This window comes from Paenibacillus sp. FSL W8-0919, assembly GCF_038003785.1.
Taxonomy (GTDB): domain Bacteria; phylum Bacillota; class Bacilli; order Paenibacillales; family Paenibacillaceae; genus Paenibacillus_AQ; species Paenibacillus_AQ lactis.
This window is the reverse complement of sequence record NZ_JBBOPV010000001.1, coordinates 3878457-3899456: the sequence shown is the minus strand read 5'-3', so window position 1 is coordinate 3899456 and position 21000 is coordinate 3878457. Positions and strand designations below refer to the sequence as shown.

The following is a 21000-nucleotide window of genomic DNA, read 5'->3' as shown; positions in this document are numbered from 1 at the left end:
CGGATTTCCCCAAGATTCGGTACAGCACGGCAGTTTGCGGATCGATCCCGCGAATTAACCGCTGACCTGGCGTTCCCTGGTAGCCGCTTGGTATTTGGAGAACATCGCATTCCATTCGGAATCCGCTTCCGGATCGTACACCGCAAGCGGGAACGAACGTTTGACGAGCTCGATTCCTTCCTCCCGGCTTGCCAAGGCTCCGTTCGCAATGAATTGCACGAGCATATTGCCGATCGCGCTTGCTTCGACCGGACCGGCCCATACGGTTCTTCCCAGCGCATTTGCCGTGAACCGGCAGAGCAGCTCGTTCTGAATCCCACCGCCGACCATATGCAAGCCTTCATATCGAGTCCCGGTCAAACGCTCCATGCTCTCCAGCACTTCGCGGTATCGGAAGGCAAGGCTTTCAAGAATGCAGCGAACCATCGCTCCCGTGCTCTCCGGCACAGGCTGCCCCGTTTCCCTGCAATACGTCTGGATTTCCGAAATCATATCCGCCGGATTCATAAAGCGAAGATCGTCCGGCTGGATAAAGCTGCGAAACGCCTCCTCCTCCTCCGCCAACCGGACCAAATCGCCGTACCCATAGTCCAGGCCTTGCTGATCCCACTGCCGCTTGCATTCCTGGAGGATCCACAATCCCATAATGTTCTTCAGCAGCTGAAAGGTATCGAAGGCTCCGCCTTCATTCGAGAAGTCCTCCTTCAATACGTCCGGGTGGAGCAGCGGTTCCTTCATCTCGGTTCCCAGAAGCGACCATGTGCCGCATACGAGATAGGCAAAAGACGATGAGCTTGCCGGAACGGCTACGACGGCGGATTCCGTATCATGCGATGCCACCGCGATCGCCCGGATCGGCGGAACGCCGAGCTCCTTCGCGGTTGAACCGGACAGATTGCCGATCCACGTGCCCGGCTCCACCGGTTCGATGAACATGGAAGGATTGAGCCCGAGCTCTTCAATGAGCGGTTCGTTCCACTTCCGCTGCCGTACATGATACAGCTGCGTCGTGGTGGCCATCGTAAATTCACATGCCTTCACGCCTGTCAAAAAATAATTGATCAGATCCGGCGTCAGCAGCAGGGCATCCGCGATATCCAGCATCGGAGAGCTTGCCTTCCGCATGGCGTTCAATTGGAAGATCGTGTTAAACGGCATAAACTGAAGACCGCTCTCCTGAAACAACCGCTCCCGGCCGACTTGGCTGCAGGTTTCCTCCACCATGCCTTCCGTCCTCGGATCCCGGTAATGATAGGGAATCCCGATTAGCTCCCCGTTACGGTCAATCAGCCCATAATCGACGCCCCACGAATCAATCCCGTAGCTGACCGGGGCATAGCCGGCTTGAAAGGCTTTGCGAATGCCGTTCTTTACCTCCTGCAGCAGCATGGGGGTGTTCCAGTGCATATGCTCTCCGAACTGCACGGGGACATTGGCGAAACGGTGGATCTCCGTAATTTTTAGAATCCCCTGCGAGCCGCCGTCCGGGGAGGCGGCGATCTCCCCTAGCAGCGCCCGGCCGCTGCTAGCCCCCATATCGAACGCCAGCACGGCAGATGAATGGCTCATATGATTTCACCTCTTCCCACAAAAATGCTCAAGCACGAAACAGGCTGCCATGAATGTTTAGATTATTTCATTTTCTGAAGCAGCTGAATCCGGTAGTCCTCGCTCTCCAGCGCCGCGATGTCATCGACCTCCTGGTCCGTCAGCGGCACCGGTTGACCGGCAGCCTTGGCGCTCAAGTAAATTTTGGCGCTTTCCTCGACCACCTGTGTCCGGTAGTAAGCCTCGCGCAAATTTCTCCCTGTAGTTACTAGGCCATGGTTGCCGAGCAGGATCGAGCTCGCCTCCGTCACCTTGGCCGCAACCGCTTCGGCGAGTAAATCCGTTGTCGGAATAATATAGGGCACATAAGCGGTCCGGCCCACAAGAGCGGCCTGATCCGGAAACATGACCGGCAGCTCCTTCTCGATTAACGTAAAGGCGATGCAGTGGGACGGATGGGTATGCACCATCGCTCCGATATCCGGGTTGCTGCGGTAGCCATACAAGTGCATTAGCACCTCGGAGGACGGTCTCAACCCGATATCCGTGATCTCACCTGTCGGTATATGAACCTCGATCCATTGCTCCGGCTCGATTTCCTCCAGTGCGAAGCCGCTCGGGGACAGGTACATCATCTCTCCCGACTTAGCGCTGATATTCCCGCCGGGTCCGACGACTAGGCCGTTGTCCACGATTTTTGTCGCATATTTACACAGCTCCTGCCGTGTCTCCATATTTTGCATGGTCTCGTCTCCTCTCCCTGGAATGCTTTTTACTTATACAGCGGACCGAAGTTCTGACAAGCGCGGAAGTCGGCGCTTTCCGGATCGGCTGTGCCGAATAAGCCCCAAGCACGCGGACGGAATACCTGCTCAGCCGGTACATTATGCATGTTGACCGGTATGCGGAGCACCGAAGCCAGCGTGATCAGGTCTGCGCCGATATGTCCGTAGCTGATGACCCCGTGATTGGCTCCCCACTGATTCATGACTTCGTACACGCTTGTGAACGCGCCTTCGCCCGTAATATTCGGAACGAACCAGGTGGTCGGCCATGTCGGATCCGTACGCTTATCGAGCGTATCATGAACCTCGGCCGGCAAGTCCACCGAATATCCCTCCGCGATCTGCAGCACCGGCCCTATGCCCTTGACCAAATTCAGACGGAACATCGTCATCGGCATTCCGCCGCGTGTCAGATAGTCCGTGGAGAAGCCGCCGCCGCGAAAATACTCAAGGGAAGCAGGTCTGAACTGCGTTGCCTTCAGGGTCCGTTCCACTTCTTCGTCGGTAATCTCCCAGAACGGCTTCATGACCGGCTTTCCGTCCCGCTGCTGTTCACCTGTGCCGTCAAGCGCCGCGGAGCCGGAGTTGATCAAATGCAGAATGCCGCCCGCTGCTTTCCCTTCAAGCTTGTAGCCGGTCACCCGTTCAACCGAAGCCGGGCTCCAGTATGTCCGTACGTCCGCGAAAATCTGAGCCGTATTGGTAAGAAGATAACCGAACAGCATGCCGACCCCGTTCAAGCTGTCATTTTCCGTCGCCACAATATACGGCGAACGCTTGCCGTTCCAGTCGAAGGAGGAGTTCAGAATGGTTTCAAGGAAGTCCCCGTTCGGGAAGTGATCGGTCCATTGACGCTGCCCCTGGAAGCCTGATGCGATCGCATGATGTCCTTGTGCTTCCTCCTCGAAGCCCAGCTCCGCAAGGCGTGGATTACCGATCATTAGATCGCGCGTAATCAGCGTCATTTTTACGACCGTTTCCCACTCGTAGTCCTTGCGTTCACGGGACGTCTGAAGCTTCTGTGGGTTGTTGTCCGGTCCTTCGACGCAATTCTCCTTCACCCACGCAAGCGCCAGCTTGTACTCCTCAGGGTCGTAGATTTCCTCTTCCAACCGGCGGGTAAATTCACTCATATCGACATATTCATTCCGCATGCCGAGGTATTCCTGGAAGAAGCTGTCGTCCACAATCGAGCCGGCGATCCCCATCGACACCGAGCCCATGGACAGATACGCTTGGCCGCGCATGATGGCAGCAGCCAGCCCGCTACGTGCAAAACGCAGCAGCTTCTCCTGCACGTCATCCGGAATCCGGGTGTCTCCTTCATCCTGCACATCCTCGCCGTAAATACCGAATGCAGGCAATCCTTTTTGCGCATGAGCGGACAGCACCGCAGCCAGATAGACCGCACCTGGACGGCCCGTGCCGTTAAAGCCCCAGACCGCCTTCGGTCTGGAAGGATCCGTATCCATCGTTTCCGTTCCGTAGCACCAGCAAGGCGTCACCGTGATCGTAAGACCGACATCGGCATGCTTGAATTTTTTCTCGGCCGCCGCCGCCTCGGCCACTCCGCCGATACAGGTATCGGCAATGACGCATTCCACCGGCTCGCCGTTCGGATAATGGAGCTGCTCCGACAGCAGCGCCGCAACCGCCTTGGCCAGGTTCATCGTTTGTTCCTCGAGGGATTCCCGCACGCCTCTTCGCCGCCCGTCGATCGTCGGCCGGATTCCGATCTTCGGAAATCCGTCTCTCCATCTGTAATCGTTTTCAATCGTCATAATGCCACGCCTCCCAAATCATTGATTATATCCACATTGTAAATAGATTCGATATGCGGGATAACCCACTATATTGCTTTGTTGCCATGGATATTCAGCAAAACAGTGAACCGCCGGCCTTGAACTGAAAACGATTTCGAGATAACGCAATTATGCAGTATAATAATGACAGGAAGTTTCGCTTTGGGGAGGGACAACGACGTGCCGAAGATTGAAATATCACACAGCAGAAGCGATCAATTCCGATTCAAGAAAAATCCACAGCTGCTCTTTGCCGGACAGGTCGTGGATGAAGACTTCTTTTACGGTCCGCCGCAGATCCATGATTTTTGCGAAATTTTGTATGTCGTGGAAGGCCGCGGCGAATTCAGGATCGCGGGCAAGGTGTACGAACTCCGGAAAGGAGATGTGGCCATCTACAATCCGGGTGTGCCGCATGAGGAGAAGTCGGCAGGAAGCAGTCCCTTTAAAGTCATCTATTGCGGAGTCGATTCCCTGCATATCGAGGGCGTTCCTCAGGGAATGCTGCTGCCTCCGTACGTGGAGCCGGTTATTTCATGCGAGAAGTACGCATACAAGGTAGAGAGCTATCTTTCGGACATCATTCGAGAATGCGATTCTCAAATTCTTGGCTATGAAACGCTGAGCACGAATTTGCTTATGTCGCTGATTACGGTCATTTACCGGATTATCGACGTAAAGCACCAATTCCAGGCGTTGAAAGGAAAGCATGAAATTGCGCTGAGAACCAAGCAATTCATTGATGCCAACTACACCCAGAGCATCAGTCTGAAGGACATCGCCGACACGCTGTATGTCAGTCAGCACTATTTATCCCATCTATTCAAAAAGGAGCTCGGCGATTCGCCCTTCAACTACTTAATCTCCAAGCGGATTGAAGAAGCGAAGCGTCTGCTGTCGGATTCCGATGCCCCCGTGCACGAGATTGCGTCGCAGGTCGGATATGGGAATGATAAGTATTTCTCCATGCTGTTCAAAAAAATAACCGGGCAGACGCCATCCTCCTATCGGGAAAGTCAGCGGCGGCAAGCCCAGTTGACGGAATAACGCCGGCAGGCAGCCGCTAAGATGCGGCTGCCTGCTTGACGTTTATGCGGCGAATGCGGCCGCCAAGCGCAATCCCGTGACGAGGATTGCCGGCTTCCCCCGCCGACAACGGACTCGTGCCGAGGCACGAATGGTCCTTGTAAGCGAGTCTCGAGCAATCATTAAAATTTATTAGACGAGGGACGGTCACTTTTGAACCCAAAAGGTACAAATATTCTACTAAAAATAAGGGGCATGCTTAATCTTGATCGGGCCGACCGATTCGATCCGGCTTTGGCAGCCAAGCCGGTACCCTTCCTCGAGCTCTTCGGGGTCCAGCCTCTGTTCCTCCGCCTGATTCGGTGACGACAAATGCTGGACACCAACGCTTACATGGCATCGGCAGCGTGCGCACGTGCCTCTTTTGCAAAAAGAGTTCCAATCCACATCGTTCCGCTCGGCCAGATCCAGCACCGTCATCCCAAGCACGGGAGCAACGCTCTTGTGAACCTCCCGACCGGAAAGCTCGATGAGCTTGTCGGGAACAGCCTCCTCCAGCTCCTGTCCACCGGATGCAGACGGATGACCGGCCGAATGGCTATTCTTTTTACTCCTCCAGAATTTAAACACGATATATCCTCCTAAAATGCCTGGAACTATTCACTCCATTTACGCTTACCATTATACTCGAAAGCCGGGCTATTCTCACACCGTCTATACGCAGACATCATTTGAAAACCGCTCTATTTATTTATTTTGTATTCTACCAATATTTTGCTATACTATCATTGCTGTAAACCGTTTCATAGATTCATTTATCTTTCATAGAATGTGGGGGAGATTATTATCGGATACTCAAAACGATTGGGAAAGCTGGCCGCCGCCTCCCTGCTCTCTTTGTCGCTGCTCGGAACCGCGGCTGATCATCATCCAGCCCATGCGGCACCAACCATTTCCGTTCTGTTGGATGATGTTCCGCTTGCGTTCGATGCGGCTCCGCGAATTGAGAAAGGCGTAACCTACGTGCCTTTCCGGGCTGTGGGCGAGGCACTGGGCATCGACATCAAATGGAACAGCAAGACCCAAACCGTGCAGGCGGTAAAGACCGGCAACGATAACACAACCGAGGTTCAGCTCAGAGTCGGCAGCACCACCGCCGTGGTGAATAAGAAGAACGTCAAGCTGCCCGCAGCGCCGATCATGCGCGAAGGACGCGTGCTGATTCCGCTCAGCTCGTTCAGCAGCCAATTCGGGGCTTCCGTAAGGTGGAATCAGGCAACGCGCACCGTATCGCTCAAATCACCAAAAAGCAAAATGCATCTGCGGGCCTTCTATGCCATTGAATCCTTCAAGGAGCGGGATATTATTCAATGGATGAATTCCGTCGCCTTTGGCTGGAGCCGAATTGACCGTAACGGCGAATTCACCCTTCAAGGGGTTGAATACCGCATGCCGGAAGCCGCCGGAGACATTACGCCCCAGACACTTGTGGCCGATGCGGAAGGACAGGGCATTAAGCCCTATTTGATGGTATATGCACTGGACGGTAACGGCGAACTGACAAAAATGATGAGCGACGCCTCACTGCGGATGAAATCGATCGACGGGATTACCGCCGCCGTTACGGACAATGGGTTCGGCGGGGTCGTGCTGGATTTCGAAGGATTGGGCTTCAAGCTGGATGCCGCCTCCCAGCAGAAGCTGCTGAACCAATACGTGAAGGACCTTAGAGCTGCCTTGCCGAAAGGGACTGCCCTGTCCTTGGCCGTACCTCCGTTAAACAGCGCCTATAAAGGCTATGATTACAAAACGCTTGCATCGATTGCCGACGATCTGATTATCATGGCATACCAGTATCACCCGGTTGGCACCAAAGACCGGAAGCCGGAACCGAACACGCAAGTGCAGCAGGCTATTCAGCTTGCACTTGATGCCGGAGCCCCTAAGGACAAGCTTCTGCTTGGAATTAGCCTGGGCAGCGAAACGGAGAACTCCATCGACGACAAGCTTGGTCTGGCCAAGCGCTATCAGCTGAAAGGTGCGGCATTGTGGCGGCTCGGTATATTCAGAGTCTACGGTGATGATATCGAAGGCGCCATGAACGAAGCGGTGATCAAAGAGTGATCCGTAATTAAAGGTTGAAGCGTGGATGAGTCCATCCTTCCGATCATCACTACACAGGCTGCCGGTCGCTATGGACCTGCAGCCTGTTCGCTTGTTCAATGCTTCCGTGATAACCGAGCATCTCTGACAGCCATTGAAACGACACAGGCTATGAATTAGCCGATGCCAATCTTCCACATGGCCGGCACAAAAAAAGATGACCTCTGTCGTATACAGAGGTCATCATCAAGACTTATGTATGTATTCGGTGCAATCACTGAAAATCGATCATAGAATTCCTTACCAGGACTTGCAAGACGATCATTGTGCAGAGAGCTGGATCAAGACCAAAGATGAGCTGATCTAGCTAACACTTCCTACCAGCTTCGCATATTCCTCTTGGCTTAACACCCGGCGTGCGGTAACATAACGTGGCTTATAGTAAGAGTCGCTAAGCTTGCTGATTCGAACACCCTTGCTGCTTGAAGCATGTGCGAATTGCCCGTCTCCAATATAAACGCCAGCATGTGAAATTCCCTTGCCGTTCGTGTTGAAGAATACCAGATCACCGACACGCAGCTCTTCCTGGTCTACATGCACGCCTACTTGGGCTTGTCCTTGGGAAGTGCGCGGAAGGTCAAGATCAAAGTTACGGAACATATACAGAATAAATCCGGAGCAATCAAATCCGCTTGTGGTTGTTCCGCCCCACTTGTACGGTGTTCCTACTAACTGCTTCACTTGCTGCTGAAAGTTAGGCTGCTGATCGGCAAATGCTGTCACGGCACCGGAAGAAAAAATGATTGCGGATCCTAGCAAAGAAATGACCAATTTCTTCAAAATATATTCTCTCCTTCGATGCCTACGGAGTTAGCTAAGGGTTCGGCTGAAGGTCACCTATATTCCCTCTACTACAAGAATAATTCACCCAGGACGGTTCCCCCGTTTTCTCTAGCGAAATTCGGCAAAATTCATTAACATTTTGTAACCCTTTCTTAATATAGTATACAAGCTAGCAAACTGTCAATAATATCCGATAAATCTATCGTTTTTTAGATATCGCCGTCGAATCGAAAGAGTTTTAACAGTGTTTTTACTATATGAAAGGTCACATAGTCATGACATTTATGTTAAAATTGTTTCCGTTTTCTAAGTGCGGCGAAAAAACCTCCATGCAAGAAGCCGACACCTAGGGGGCCGGCTCTTGTTCTAGCAAATTCATCGATAGAACAAGCATTTGCTTCAGCCATTTTGCAGCTTTCAATGCGTACCTCCTTATCATATTGAGATTGCAACGGTTATAATTCGATCACCTCCCTTCTAAACCTTAATGCATCCAACAGCAAAGCTACTTGATCACGACCTCCTCCGGTTCCACTTCAGAAGAAATCATAATCTGTCCTGCCCTATCGGCATGCAGCCCCGAGCATTCGATTTGCCCGGACCGTTCCCCGGTAACCACAAGCAAGCGGTCATCCAGCGAGTCGCTTTCCCCCTTGACGTTCACCACCTGTACATTTCGGCTCTGGTGAAAGAGAAGGAGCGGATTTTCCTGATTGCGAAGGACCATGTCCTGAATCGTCAGGTTCTTTCCATTGCGGCATACAATGCCTTCCCGACTTGTGATGGCCGACCGCATCACCGTCACGTTCTCCACCGGCATCTCCGGCAGGCCGTTGATGAGGAGCGCAGTATGCGCGCCGCTGCAGACGATATCCTGAATAACAATATTGCGGAACACGGGGGTTTCCTCGGTAACGGGGAGCATCGCTTCCGCTTGGTATTCGCCGGAGCCGGCTTTCCCTTCGTAATATAAATTGAAGGAGATGGCATCCCCGTCGATCTCCCGCATCCGTATCCGTTCGATGAAGATATTTTCGACCACGCCGCCGCGTCCGCGGCAGCTTTTAAACCGGATGCCGATATCGGTGCCGATGAAGGTGCAATCGGATACGTGCACATCCTTGATGCCTCCGGACATTTCACTGCCGACAACGATCCCGCCGTGGCCGTGATAAACGGTGCAGTTCCGGATGCTGATGCGCTCACTCGGCTTTCCCAGCAGGCGCCCGGCTTCATTTTTTCCGGACTTCAGACAGATCGCGTCATCTCCTACATCAAACGAGCTGTTTTCCACGGTCACGTATTTGCACGAATCGATGTCCAGTCCGTCCCCGTTCTGGGCATACCATGGATTGCGGACGGTAATGTTCTGAATGGTAATTTGCTCCGATGCCCAAGGATGCAGGCACCAGGCTGCGGAGTTTTGAAAGGTAGGGCCGCTGAGCAGAATCCGCTTGCAGTTTCTCAAGCTGAGCAGATTGGGTCTCAGATAGTCTCTGACAGACTCATAATCCTGGGGATTCCGGCTGCCTGTTTGTTCGATCCGGGCCAGGTTCTCCATCCCGTCCCGGGCAGCCGGCGTTGGCCACCACAGTCCCCCGTCATCCACGACGCCGCCGGGATGAATTAATCGATCCCACTGGCTTTCCGTCAGCTTCCCTTGCTTAACGGGCCTCCAGGCTTCGCCGCCTCCGTCAAAGATGCCGCTGCCGGTGATTGCGATATCCTCCAACCCTTCTCCATCGAGCGGAGACTGGCAGCGGAACATCTGCCGGCCCTCATAAGCAGACATCCGGATCGGATAAGCTTCGAATTGCTTGCTGAACATGACAAGCGCGCCGGCAGAAGCGTGAAGCTCAATCCGGCTCTGCAGGGTTAACGGACCGGTGTGCCAGATCCCCGGAGGGATGACCACCTTCCCCCCTCCTGCCTTTGCGCAAGCTTCGATTGCTTGATGAAATGCCAGGGTATTGTCGTAAACGCCGTCTCCTACTGCGCCATAGTCTGTGATCATTACTGTGTATTCCGGGATTACAGGCAAGTCGGGACATATTGCTTCTTCTGTTTGTTTCATGCTTACCTCCGCTTTAGTAAGTTTCAAGTTTGCTTATTCGATTGATACCGCATGAAGATGTAAGCGCTTATAAAAAATGCTGCCGATTGCAGCCAAAGCCCTTGAAGATCGGCTGCAGCCATGATATATAAATTTCTACGAACCCAACTAGCCGTATCCGTTGTCTCCGACCTGTTCAGGTATATCAGGCTTCACGAATGACAATAGAATCGGATCCGCGTGTGCAAAGGAGTTAGAGAGAATGAATGACCGGCTGCAGCCCAAGTACCACATAGGAGAAGATGATTTCTCCATCCAATACATGTCACGAAACGGTTCCAGCAGCATGCCCCGTCCGCATGAGCATCCCTACTTCGAGCTGTATTACTTGCTTAATGGAGAGCGGGTATACTTCATGGACCATAATGTGTTTACCGTCAAAAAAGGGGATATGATGATCGTGAACCCGCATGATCTGCATTCGACGGCAAGCTCCGATAAGCTGATCTTCGAGCGGGTGCTGATCGGCTTCTCCCGAAGCTTCATCGAAGAGGGCGATGCCGGCGTCGCCAAGCTGCTCGATCACGGGACATCCAGGCTGGTTCGCATTCCGTTGAAGCATCAGCCCGACATCGAACGGCTGCTCCTCTCGATGCTCGCAGAATGTCAATCCGGGCAGGCACATTACGGCTCGTTGGTTCGCTCGTGGATGAACGAGCTGCTCATCCGCCTGCACCGGATCGAGACCTCGCTCCAATCGCTGCCCCCAGAATATGAGCATCCGATGCACCAGAAAATTTCGGAGATCGCCCAGTATATCAAATCCAACTATCATGAAAGGCTTACGCTCGATCAGATCGCCAAGCAGTTTTACATCAGCCCTTCCTATCTCAGCAGAGTGTTCACCAAGCTGACAGGCTTTCACTTTCGCGAGTACCTGCAGGTGGTACGGATTCGTGAAGCCCAGAAGATGCTTGTGAGCAGCCGGGATTCCGTACAATTCATCTCCGAGCAAACCGGATTTGAGCATATTGCCCACTTTAATAAAACCTTTAAAAAAATCGCAGGCACGACGCCCCTTCAATACCGTAAGCGCCATGGATAGCCTCAGGGCCGTTCGGGTTGATCCAATGCCGGGTTCCCCGTCTAGGAGCAGCCCTTCCAGCTTCTATTTCTCTCCTCTTCCAACCCGGAACCAGTCGATATCCGCATACCCTCTGTCTAAGTGATCCTCTCGGCTCGCCGCAAACAATCCGACCTTCGCTCCGACCCAGTGACCCTTCTCCGCTTGGAACTCCTTATTCCCGCACGGGATGAAAGGACTGTCAGCAGCGGCATAATCGAAGCGGCATTTAGCGCCAGGATGAACCGTCACCCGCAACGTTACCTTCCCTTCGCTCAATCCACCGGACCACACAATATGTTCCGCCTGGTCGTTTCCTTCGGCACGGAGGAGTTCCATGCCGGATCCGTCCTCCTTCATCCGAACGGCTGCATAAGCAAAGGTTCGCCCGAATATGATCAGGCCCGCATATTCACCGGGCTTGAGTGCCGTTCCGTCCACCCTCGCTTCAGCTTGAAATACTTCTGCCGGGAATTTCTGCATCAGCAAGTGAGGGGCAGCGTAGATCGTGCGGGTGGACTGGTTATCCGGCACCGAGAAGGCAAATAATCGCAAATGGCTCTCCCTCTCGAATGCGTACCAGGCCGGATTGGGATTGGCCTGCCATTGCCACTGGAGGCCAAGCTCAGCTCCTTCGAAATCGTCCGAGTCATCCGGCGCCTGAATCGCATGCTCCCCGCCGACGTTTGGCTTCGGATAACGAAGAACCGGTTCGCCGATCCCGTCCCCATTCGCATCGATACCGATCTGCGGCCAATCATCGACCCAGCGCATCGGCTGCAGATGAGTGATTCGCCCGTATGCCCCTTTGTCTTGAAAATGCATGAACCAGCATTCGCCCGAAGCGAGCTCTACCCAGCCGCCCTGATGCGGGCCGTTAATCGGGCTATCGCCTTGATGCAGTACGATTTTATCCTCGTAGGGGCCAAAGACCGCAGTCGATCGAAGCACGGTCTGCCAGCCCGTAGATACACCCCCGGCGGGAGCAAATATATAATAATAGCCATTCCGTTTATACATCTTCGGACCTTCCATCGTTGGATGGCGCTCGGTACCGTCGAAAACGATCTGACCTTCATCCAAGAGACGCATTCCGTCCGGGGACATCCGGCACATTCTTAATAGGTGCTTGATGCCGCATCTGCTTTTGGCGAACGCGTGAACCAGGTAGGCCTGGCCGTCATCGTCCCAGAACGGACACGGGTCGATCAGGCCTTTCCCCTCTTGAACCAGATGCAGAGGCGTCCAGCTGCCTGCCGGGTCCCTTGCTGTGCTCATCATAATGCCGACATCCGGATCTCCATAGAACACCCAGTACTTGCCGTCATGGAACCGAAGGGCCGGAGCCCACACGCCGTTCCCGTGCTGAGGGACGTCATAGCCCGGCAGCTCCATTCGGGGCAGCACATGATTAATAATCCTCCAGTTAATCAGATCCTTCGAGTGCAGAATCGGCAGTCCCGGCAGATGGCCGAAGCTGGAAGCCGTCATATAGAAATCTTCCCCGACCCGGATCACATCCGGATCCGAATAATCCGCATGAAGCACCGGGTTCACGAACGTCCCGTCCCCCTGATCCGACAGCCAAGGCTTGTTCTGTAGTGCTTGCAGTGTTGACGATGAGTGCATCATCGCGCTCCTCCTATAACGAATCTAGTAACCGCTCCATTTCCAGACTGGCAAGGATGAAAGGCGCCACGCCAATCTGGGCATCGGATACCACTTGTTCACTGATGTAATATTCATACGAGCCGTTGCGGTCATCGCTCAGCCCTGCTCCATGGCATATGGAATGAAGATGCACGCCGGTTGCGCCGGCCTCAACAAACCGCTGAATCAAACCGGCGTACGCCCGCTCCGCAACAGGCATTGAAGGCTGCTCCAGGTACTGGAGCCGAACGCCCTTGGCCAAAGCGTAAATAAACATGGAGGAGCCGGAGGTTTCAAGATAATTGCCTTCCCGGAAGCCCTGATCGAGCACCTGGAACCACAGCCCGCTCTCTTTCTCCTGCCATCGTGCCAGCGCTCGGCTTAGGCGCTCGAATATGCCAATGATCGTACCGCGCTGCGGATGATCTATCGGGAAAAACTCCAGACTGTCCACAAGCGCCATCGCATACCAGCCCAAAGCCCGGCTCCAAAAGTTCGGGGACCGCCCGCTTTCCGGATCGGCCCAAACCTGTTCCTTCGCTTCATCCCATCCGTGATACAGAAGACCCGTCTTGGGATCCCGGGTTCTGCGCTCCACCAGCAGAAGCTGATGTGCCACCTCGTCAAACAATTCGGGGCGGTTGTAGGTTTTGGCATACTGAGCCAGGAACGGCGAAGACATATAGAGCCCATCCAGCCACATCTGAAATGGATATACTTTTTTGTGCCAAAAACCGCCGTCCGTCGTCCTGGGCTGGCTGATGAGCTGGGCGGCCAGCGTATGGGAAGCCTTTTCATATCGGGAGTCTGGAAATTTGGCCCTCAGGGCAAACAAATTTTTCCCCTGGTTGATTTGGTCCAGATTGTACTCCTCAATGCGGTACCCCCGAATGCTTCCATCCTCTTGAACAAACAGATCCATATGCCGTTTCATGAAGTCGAAATAAGCTTCCTTGTTATAAAAATCCCCTGTACGGGCGATCGCCATGAGCATCATCCCGGGTACATACGCCCACCGGCGGGCAATTTCCGGGTGAACTCCCTCGCCGTCCGCTTGACGGAGGATCGTATCCACCGTCCGGACGGACCATGGGTTCCCTTCCATCCAAATCCCCCCTCAATCTTCTTGGAAGTATAATTTTCAAGCTTCATTATAATGAAACATAAACGATAAAAATTCCGGGTTTGATGCTGAATCCCCCGCATTTTTTGCATTTTATGCTCTCTTTCCCCGCTCTCGCTTCCTTCATGAAGCTAAAAATGCCGCTAGGATTCAAATCCGGCAAAAAAGGCAAAGAATGACCCGAATTAAACATCGGAGACCGTTTTAATAGGAGTATGCCATTCGGTAACATAGATGGAAACGAAGAATAACAAGCCGCAAAAATAAGAAACAGCTGAAAGGTTGATGATCATGACTGCACTGCCTCGAGTCCGTCCGGAGGAGGTCGGCATTCCTCCATCCGCCATCCTCCGCTTTATGGAGGACATGACGGACAAAAATATGAACCTGCACAGCTTTATGCTCCTTCGGCATGGCAAAGTGGCAGCCGAAGGCTATTACTTCCCGTTCCACAAAGATTTAAGGCATCCGATATTCTCGGTCAGCAAGAGCCTGACATCGGCCGCTGTCGGCATTGCCATCGGAGAAGGGCGGATCTCCCTGGATGACAAGGTCATTCATTTTTTCCCGGATAAACAGCCGGAGAACGTACATCCGTACACAGCCAGTATGACCATCCGGCATCTCTTGAGCATGCAAACCGTCCACAGGAAATCAACCAATAAGGAGGCCCGGGATATCGTATTCGAATACCTTCATACGCCGCCGAGCCATCCCCCGGGAACCGTCTTTGCCTACGATACGACAGGTACGCATACGCTGTGCGCCATTCTCCAACGGGTCACGGGGACTACCGTACATGACTATCTCGATGCCCGCTTGTTCCAGCCTCTCGGGATGCAGGATATCGAGTGGGAGACCTGTCCGCTCGGAATTAACCTGGGCGGCAGCGGGGCCTATTGCACCACGGAGGATCTGGCCAAATTCGGTCAGCTCTATCTGCAGGACGGGGTGTGGAATGGGACGAGGATCCTCCCTGAGGGCTGGGTAGAGCAAAGCACGTCCAAGGTCGTTGATAATTCCAGTGCCGGAATTTTGCTGGAAGGGCGAAGCGGTTACGGGTACCAGTTCTGGCGGGCCAGGCGTCAAGCCTACTGCGCATTCGGAGCCGGAGGGCAATTCGTTCTCGTCAGCCCGCACCATGACGCCGTGTTCGTGTCGACGGCCAACACCATGCTGAACCGGGATGAGCACCAAGGGATTCTTGACAGCGTCTGGACCCATCTGATTTCTTCCATGCAGGAGCCCTGCCCCTTCGATGTTGCCGGTTATGACCGGATGAAGCAGCGTCTGAGCGCCTTGAAGCTCCATCTGCCGAAAGGAAGCTCCTTCTCCCATGCAGCCGCACAAGTCTCGGGACACCCTTATCGCCTATCAGCTAACGAGCCGGGATGGACAGACTGCCAATTTACGTTCAGTGATCAAGCCTGCGAGCTCATCTTCATTCATGAAACCGGTCGTTCCCGTGTTGTATGCTCCATGAATGATTGGCATATCGGTCCCGATCCTTTTTTCGGCCTTCCCTCCGCTTGCTGTGCAGTATGGGCAGATTCGTCGACATGCTTGATTCACATTCAGCTGCTGGAACAGCAGCAGATGTTTATCCTTACCTGCCGCTTTGACCGCGATGGTCTAGTGCTGCAAATCAAGCCGGCCGGCGCGCTTAAAACGAATCATCTTGATCTCGTGCTCATCGGAACGCCAATCAACAAGCCTTGAACCTTATGTTCATCACTTGCCTCTCCAGATAACTTGCATTGATTAAATTTGCATGTTAACCAGCCGCAATGAAATGCTCTTTCGATCATGAATACCGTTTATACGCGAGCGAGAGACAATGCAGTCAAGTACGTCAAAGGCACTTCCTTTTACTTGCCCGCTTTGTCTCCCGTTTGCATGATCAATGACCGTTATTGCTGATTCGCATAGGACTCTTTATATTCTGCGGCCATTTGATCGCCGCCGCTCTTTCTCCATCTCTCCACCTCAGCCTTCCAGCCGGCCTCGTCAATCTGCCCCATAATAAACTTGGTTTGCGCATCGGTGATGATCTGCGTATACCGAAACGATCGATGCGGATAAGGATGCTCAGGAGGTTAAGCCTTACCGTGACACGCTGCCGCAGCGGGGCGATTTGTACAACATGGAGAAGAAGCCGAAAGGAACGGAGCTGTTTAACAAGAACAAAAAAATCGTGTTCGAGAACGAGAAATACATTGTGCCGAATCCGGCACTGACCCACGCGTTCTTCGACAGCAGCGGTATTTTATGCACCAGCCGAAGGGTTGTTGCCGTTCGTTCCGCGCTGTTCCAATAATCCGCCTCCACCGGATTCGCGGTTTGCGAGATTTCCCCCGATCCCGCTGCCCAGAATATGCTTTCATTGGTATCCAGATACCGCTCGAACTCGGCCTTGTTCAAGCCCTCCAGCGGCTTGAGGGAATTTAAATCCACGACCCATTCATGCTTCAGATTAACGACGTACACCTGGTTTAATATGGTCTGCGTCTGCAGATTAAACATTTCCTTCATCAGTTCCCGGACCTTAATAAAGTCCTGTCCGCTTAACTTGCTGTCCATCACAGACTTGAGCAGCGAAGAGTTCTCAAACTGCAGGGCGGTTCGTTGCATGGAATCGAGCACCTGCTCCACCCTCATCCGGGTCTGGTTAAGCAGATGCATATTCCCCTCGTTCACCTTTTCCTCCACGTCTTTGGCGGCAATGAAATAAGAGAAGAATCCGATAAGAATCGTCGGAAAGGATCCCAACAGCAAACTATATATGAGTATTTTGGATTTGAATGTTCCCAATATCATTTGCTCCCTTGTTATGATAACGCTTACAGACATTATCCTAAGATCATAACATAGAAGCACATGATTTCTATCATGATCGATGCTCATTTGCCAATATTTTTAATGTTTTTGTCCGTGTGTTCGATCGTTCAGAGCTCCACAACGGCTTTAATCACCTTGGAAGAAGGATTCAACCACTGCTTAAATTCGCCGATCATTTCATCAAATCCGCATCGATGCGTGACATAACGCTCCAAATCAAGGCCGCTTTCCGTCATCGCCTTGATAACATGATTGAAGTCGGCTTTGGTCGCATTCCGGCTGCCCATCAATGTCAGCTCCCGTTTATGGAAATCGGAATCCTCGAAAGAAATGTCTCCGTTGATTAACCCGACGTACACCAGGGTTCCTCCGTGCCCAACCAACTTGAACGCATGGGTCATGGAACGCTGATTTCCAGTTGCATCAAAAACAATGGGGGGAAGCTCTCCACCCGTTAACGCAGCAAGCTCATTTGACGATTCTTGCCCGGCCCGGATGATATGATCAGCCTTGGCCCACGACTTGCTGAAGGCTAGCCGCTCAGCGATCATGTCCATTGCGATAACGGTTGCTCCCTTCTCCTTAGCAAACACCATGACTCCAAGTCCGATAGGACCGGCACCGATCACCAAAACCGTATCCCCGCGGGTGACATTCGCCCTTTGGACACTATGGGCCCCTATCGCTAACGGTTCTACCAGGGCCGCCTGATCCATTGATAATCCGTCTGCTCGAACCAAATGGGTGATCGGAACCGAAATGCGCTCCCGCATGCCTCCGTCTGTATGCACGCCGATGACATTCATCGATCTGCAGCAATTGGTCTTGCCTCTGAGACAAGCCATGCATTGTCCACAGTGCATGTAAGGAATGACACAGACGATGTCGCCTGCCTTCAACCCCGCTTCATTGTCCCCGATCTGTTCAATCATCCCGGATAGCTCATGACCGAGAATTCGCGGGTAGGTAAAGAACGGCTGATTGCCGTTAAAGGCATGAAGATCCGTACCGCAAATCCCGATTCGTTTAACGCTGATGATAGCCTCGCCATCAAGCAATTGCGGCTCCGGCAAATCCTCGCGGAATTGAAACTCCCCAATCCTACTGCACACGATTCCCTTCATTATGCCCGCCCCCTTTATGGTCTGATCCCTTCATTGTATTCCGGGCGTCCGCTTATCCAAGTCCGGCCTTGAATCGGCTCCAGGATCCTTAAAACCTCGGCCGCCAACCTTTGATCCAGAGGTTCTTCGGTCCATTCGGCATTGCGCACGATGTTATCCGGGTTGGCCGTACTGACCAGCGTCGTCGGAATCTGCTCATGCGAGGTCGAGAACTGCACGGCCAGCTTGGCAATATCGATTCCTTCCTTCGCGCAATATTCAGCCGCTTGTCTGCACGCTTCCTTGATTTCCGCCGAAGCCGGATGCCATGACGGCGCTCCTCGACGGCTAAGAAGCCCCATTGACAATGGAGATGCGTTAATGAGACCGATTCCTTCTTGATGAAGCAACGGCAGCAAATCTGTCAAGGTATGATCATTTAAAGAATAGTGGCAATACGAAATGATTGCATCCACCTTCGTCTGAGGCAGCAGCTGTTCAAACAGCTGTAACGGCAAACCGCAAATTCCGCTAAAGCGGATTTTACCTTGTTCTTTTAAATGCTGGAGTGCAGGGATACCCTCCTCCAAAATGATCTGTGCGGGCACGAACTCAATATCATGCAGGAAGAGGAAATCCACATAGTCGGTATTCAACCGTTTCAAGCTCTCATCTGCACTGGCAATGATCCGCTTAAATGTGAAATCAAAATCCTGCTCGCCATAGCGGCCGGCTTTGGTGGACAGGTAAAATTTGTCCCGGGGGATCTGCCGGATGGCTTGACCAAGCACCGTTTCCGCCTTCGTCAGTCCATAATAGGGCGAAACATCAATCAGATTAATTCCTGCATCAATGGCTGCGTGAACGGTTCGGATTCCCTCGCTGTCGTCCGTCTCCCGAAAGACGGAGCCCAGCGAGGATGCGCCGAAGCTTAATACGGAAACCTCCAGTCCGGTACGACCCAGCTTGCGGTATTTCATAGTCTTAACCCACCTTATTTATTGAGATTACGTTTTATAGCAATGAGGATTACTAGCATCTTAGCGAAAAGGAGTAGAGGAATTTCCTCAACCCCGTCGTTGTTGGGATATTCAGAGCCTGTAGAACTCCACGGCATTCAACCCGAACAATCGGGCCCGCTCCTGCTCTCCCCATGCCTTGGGCAGCGCTGCTTCTAACACGTGCACGACTTGGCTATATTCAGCGGACAGCAGACATACCGGCCAGTCGCTTCCGAACATGACCCGCTCGGAACCGAACAGGGCAATGGCTTTATGTACATAATCTGTGAAGTCCTCCTGGTTCCACCGCCGATGCTCGGCCTCGGTGACCATGCCGGACAGCTTGCAGTAAATTCCCGGAAAGCGTGCGATTCCTTTCATGAAGCTCTCCCAGGTCTCAATTTCCCCGCTTCTTATCGGTGGTTTGCCCAGATGGTCCACCACGCCCCGCATGTCCGGGACTTGCTGGATGAGCTTCAGTAAGTGCTCCAGCTGATGGCTTCGAACAAGAAGATCGATCGGAACCTCTTCCTGGATATACATACTCAAGGCTTCGATAAACGCCGGCTCCAGAATGGCACTGGAATCAGGCATATCCTGTATCATAATCCGGAAACCGATAAACTTTGGATGCTTTGAAAATCGTTCATATTGGCGGCGATGCTCCGGATCGAAGAGATCGATCCACCCCACCACGCCGAGAATGGAAGGATCGCGATCGGCCAGAGATAAGAGATAGTCCGTTTCTTCAAGGGTCGGGGCCGCCTGAACCGCAATCGTGCCGTCAAGCTGATGCGCATCCAAATGCGGTTTTAAATCGGATGGCAGGAAGTCCCGGTAAAGCACGGGAAGCTCAGGTGTGATCCATCCGTAATCCCCCCGTTCAATCCGCCAATAATGCTGGTGGGCATCTACTTTCATGTACTTCCCCCGCCTTTCTGCATCGCTTTTCATATCCCCATTGTATGTTCAATATCCGTGTATAAAAATAGCGTATTCTTGCAGATTCATAACGTATTTTGATATTGTGAACGTATCAGAGTGAAGGAGGACGATCATCATGACTCCCTTGCGCAAAGCCTTTAACGGAGACCCCTTGTTTCCTATGGAGCTGGTTTATCGGACGCAAAAAAGCCCCCGCATGGAGCTGCCCCACCATCTGCACGATCTTTACGAATTGGTATACATACATCAGGGGAAAGGCACTTTTTTTATTGAAAACAAATTAGTTGAGAAAAAAGAAGGCGACCTGTTTATCATTCCCGGGAACACGATCCACAGCTCTTTCCCTGACCCGGAAGATCCGATTATTTCAAGCGCGTTATTCTTCGCGCCATCGCTCGTCCAAGGTGATCCTATCAGCGATTTACAATACGCTGCCCTTCATTGCTTCGAAATTTCCCGGAAATCGGGAGCTTATCGTTATGAACTGTCAGCGACCGATCAAATGTATATCGAGGACAGACTGAAAGCGATGTCGGACGAGATTGGGCAGACCCGGTTAGGATCCCGGGAGGCGCTTGTGCTTCAGCTGCGCTCCATCCTGCTGTATATCAATCGTTATATCAGCGTCTCATCTGCAGAGAAGCCGGCCCCTGCGGCGCTTGGACCCGCTTGGCTGATCGAATCCATTCAATGGATTCACGAGCATCTGGATCAACCTATTGGACTAGCCGTACTGTCGGCGCATGCGTCGGTAGATCCCGCCCATTACTCCAGAATGTTCAAGAAGTACACCGGCCTAACGGTTATCGATTATATCAATGCGAAGCGGATCGCGCATGCCAAAGATCTTATGCTCACGAACGAGATGCCCATAGGCCGCATCGCGGAAATTTGCGGGTACGACACCCTGACGCATTTTCATCGAAAATTCAAAAGCTTGACGGGAATGACGCCTGGAGCTTACAGGAGGCAGGCGCTGTCAAACGGCTAGGATTATCGGGAAGATAACCATGAGATATAGGATCTCCCCAACATGCCGTCGACCGATGTTTAGATC

At 52.8% G+C, this 21000-nt stretch carries 17 protein-coding genes and 1 riboswitch; of the genes, 5 read left to right on the top strand and 12 right to left on the bottom strand.

Going from position 1 to position 21000, the window contains the following annotated elements; all coding sequences use genetic code 11:
• Positions 1–54: 54 nt before the first annotated feature.
• The 3 genes from NST44_RS17800 to NST44_RS17790 all read right to left on the bottom strand — a co-directional run bounded on the left by NST44_RS17800 (position 55) and on the right by NST44_RS17790 (position 4114).
• Positions 55–1569, bottom strand: coding sequence for a rhamnulokinase (locus tag NST44_RS17800; protein WP_007128469.1), 1515 nt, complete (start codon positions 1567–1569; stop codon positions 55–57).
• Between the two features lie 62 nt (positions 1570–1631).
• The gene (locus NST44_RS17795) at positions 1632–2291 is read right to left on the bottom strand and encodes a class II aldolase/adducin family protein (protein ID WP_007128470.1); all 660 of its coding nucleotides are present in this window, start codon (positions 2289–2291) and stop codon (positions 1632–1634) included.
• 29 nt (positions 2292–2320) lie between these two features.
• Positions 2321–4114, bottom strand: coding sequence for an L-fucose isomerase (locus NST44_RS17790; protein ID WP_144878402.1), 1794 nt, complete (start codon positions 4112–4114; stop codon positions 2321–2323).
• Positions 4115–4315: 201 nt separating this feature from the next.
• Between NST44_RS17790 and NST44_RS17785 the strand changes: the two genes are divergently transcribed.
• On the top strand, positions 4316–5182 hold the full coding sequence (locus tag NST44_RS17785; protein ID WP_007128472.1) for an AraC family transcriptional regulator: 867 nt from the start codon (positions 4316–4318) through the stop codon (positions 5180–5182).
• 219 nt (positions 5183–5401) lie between these two features.
• On the opposite strand, the gene NST44_RS17780 is transcribed toward NST44_RS17785, so the two are convergent.
• Positions 5402–5791, bottom strand: coding sequence for a 2Fe-2S iron-sulfur cluster-binding protein (locus NST44_RS17780; protein WP_007128473.1), 390 nt, complete (start codon positions 5789–5791; stop codon positions 5402–5404).
• Positions 5792–6025: 234 nt separating this feature from the next.
• Between NST44_RS17780 and NST44_RS17775 the strand changes: the two genes are divergently transcribed.
• Positions 6026–7285, top strand: coding sequence for a stalk domain-containing protein (locus NST44_RS17775; RefSeq protein ID WP_251537639.1), 1260 nt, complete (start codon positions 6026–6028; stop codon positions 7283–7285).
• Between the two features lie 342 nt (positions 7286–7627).
• Here the strand turns inward: NST44_RS17775 and NST44_RS17770 are convergent, their stop codons facing one another.
• Entirely contained in the window at positions 7628–8104 is a 477-nt protein-coding gene (locus NST44_RS17770) for a C40 family peptidase (RefSeq protein ID WP_007128475.1), read from the bottom strand.
• A 3-nt stretch (positions 8105–8107) separates the two neighbouring features.
• Positions 8108–8241, bottom strand: a riboswitch (cyclic di-AMP (ydaO/yuaA leader).
• 371 nt (positions 8242–8612) lie between these two features.
• A complete protein-coding gene (locus NST44_RS17765; RefSeq protein ID WP_213616647.1) occupies positions 8613–10181 on the bottom strand; it encodes a glycoside hydrolase family 28 protein in 1569 nt (522 codons plus the stop codon).
• A gap of 241 nt (positions 10182–10422) precedes the next feature.
• On the opposite strand from NST44_RS17765, the gene NST44_RS17760 reads away from it, so the two are divergent.
• Entirely contained in the window at positions 10423–11265 is an 843-nt protein-coding gene (locus tag NST44_RS17760; RefSeq protein ID WP_213616649.1) for a helix-turn-helix domain-containing protein, read from the top strand.
• Positions 11266–11328: 63 nt separating this feature from the next.
• Here the strand turns inward: NST44_RS17760 and NST44_RS17755 are convergent, their stop codons facing one another.
• Positions 11329–12912, bottom strand: a complete 1584-nt coding sequence (locus NST44_RS17755; RefSeq protein WP_373872064.1) for a glycoside hydrolase family 43 protein — start codon at positions 12910–12912, stop codon at positions 11329–11331.
• Positions 12913–12925: 13 nt separating this feature from the next.
• Positions 12926–14038 carry a glycoside hydrolase family 88/105 protein gene (locus NST44_RS17750; protein WP_213616653.1) on the bottom strand — a complete coding sequence of 371 codons (1113 nt, stop codon included), beginning with the start codon at positions 14036–14038 and terminating at the stop codon, positions 12926–12928.
• 309 nt (positions 14039–14347) lie between these two features.
• Between NST44_RS17750 and NST44_RS17745 the strand changes: the two genes are divergently transcribed.
• Positions 14348–15775 (top strand): serine hydrolase domain-containing protein, encoded by a 1428-nt coding sequence (locus NST44_RS17745; protein WP_340900283.1) that lies wholly within the window; start codon positions 14348–14350, stop codon positions 15773–15775.
• A 384-nt stretch (positions 15776–16159) separates the two neighbouring features.
• On the opposite strand, the gene NST44_RS17740 is transcribed toward NST44_RS17745, so the two are convergent.
• The 4 genes from NST44_RS17740 to NST44_RS17725 all read right to left on the bottom strand — a co-directional run bounded on the left by NST44_RS17740 (position 16160) and on the right by NST44_RS17725 (position 19919).
• Positions 16160–16867, bottom strand: a complete 708-nt coding sequence (locus NST44_RS17740; RefSeq protein WP_245256164.1) for a hypothetical protein — start codon at positions 16865–16867, stop codon at positions 16160–16162.
• 134 nt (positions 16868–17001) lie between these two features.
• On the bottom strand, positions 17002–18018 hold the full coding sequence (locus NST44_RS17735) for a zinc-binding alcohol dehydrogenase family protein (protein WP_210095452.1): 1017 nt from the start codon (positions 18016–18018) through the stop codon (positions 17002–17004).
• A 14-nt stretch (positions 18019–18032) separates the two neighbouring features.
• The gene (locus NST44_RS17730; protein ID WP_210095453.1) at positions 18033–18977 is read right to left on the bottom strand and encodes an aldo/keto reductase; all 945 of its coding nucleotides are present in this window, start codon (positions 18975–18977) and stop codon (positions 18033–18035) included.
• A gap of 111 nt (positions 18978–19088) precedes the next feature.
• Positions 19089–19919 (bottom strand): amidohydrolase family protein, encoded by an 831-nt coding sequence (locus NST44_RS17725; RefSeq protein WP_210095454.1) that lies wholly within the window; start codon positions 19917–19919, stop codon positions 19089–19091.
• Between the two features lie 139 nt (positions 19920–20058).
• On the opposite strand from NST44_RS17725, the gene NST44_RS17720 reads away from it, so the two are divergent.
• Complete coding sequence (locus NST44_RS17720; RefSeq protein WP_340900276.1) at positions 20059–20934, top strand: AraC family transcriptional regulator; 876 nt, start codon at positions 20059–20061, stop codon at positions 20932–20934.
• Positions 20935–21000: the final 66 nt, after the last annotated feature.

Excerpts from the sequence above, each read along its gene's own strand:
- NST44_RS17800 (WP_007128469.1), bottom strand. The coding sequence starts at position 1,569 with ATGAGCCATTCATCTGCCGTGCTGGCGTTCGATATGGGGGCTAGCAGC.
- NST44_RS17795 (WP_007128470.1), bottom strand. The coding sequence starts at position 2,291 with ATGCAAAATATGGAGACACGGCAGGAGCTGTGTAAATATGCGACAAAA.
- NST44_RS17790 (WP_144878402.1), bottom strand. The coding sequence starts at position 4,114 with ATGACGATTGAAAACGATTACAGATGGAGAGACGGATTTCCGAAGATC.
- NST44_RS17765 (WP_213616647.1), bottom strand. The coding sequence starts at position 10,181 with ATGAAACAAACAGAAGAAGCAATATGTCCCGACTTGCCTGTAATCCCG.
- NST44_RS17760 (WP_213616649.1), top strand. The coding sequence starts at position 10,423 with ATGAATGACCGGCTGCAGCCCAAGTACCACATAGGAGAAGATGATTTC.
- NST44_RS17755 (WP_373872064.1), bottom strand. The coding sequence starts at position 12,912 with ATGCACTCATCGTCAACACTGCAAGCACTACAGAACAAGCCTTGGCTG.
- NST44_RS17750 (WP_213616653.1), bottom strand. The coding sequence starts at position 14,038 with ATGGAAGGGAACCCATGGTCCGTCCGGACGGTGGATACGATCCTCCGT.
- NST44_RS17745 (WP_340900283.1), top strand. The coding sequence starts at position 14,348 with ATGACTGCACTGCCTCGAGTCCGTCCGGAGGAGGTCGGCATTCCTCCA.
- NST44_RS17735 (WP_210095452.1), bottom strand. The coding sequence starts at position 18,018 with ATGAAGGGAATCGTGTGCAGTAGGATTGGGGAGTTTCAATTCCGCGAG.
- NST44_RS17730 (WP_210095453.1), bottom strand. The coding sequence starts at position 18,977 with ATGAAATACCGCAAGCTGGGTCGTACCGGACTGGAGGTTTCCGTATTA.
- NST44_RS17725 (WP_210095454.1), bottom strand. The coding sequence starts at position 19,919 with ATGAAAGTAGATGCCCACCAGCATTATTGGCGGATTGAACGGGGGGAT.
- NST44_RS17720 (WP_340900276.1), top strand. The coding sequence starts at position 20,059 with ATGACTCCCTTGCGCAAAGCCTTTAACGGAGACCCCTTGTTTCCTATG.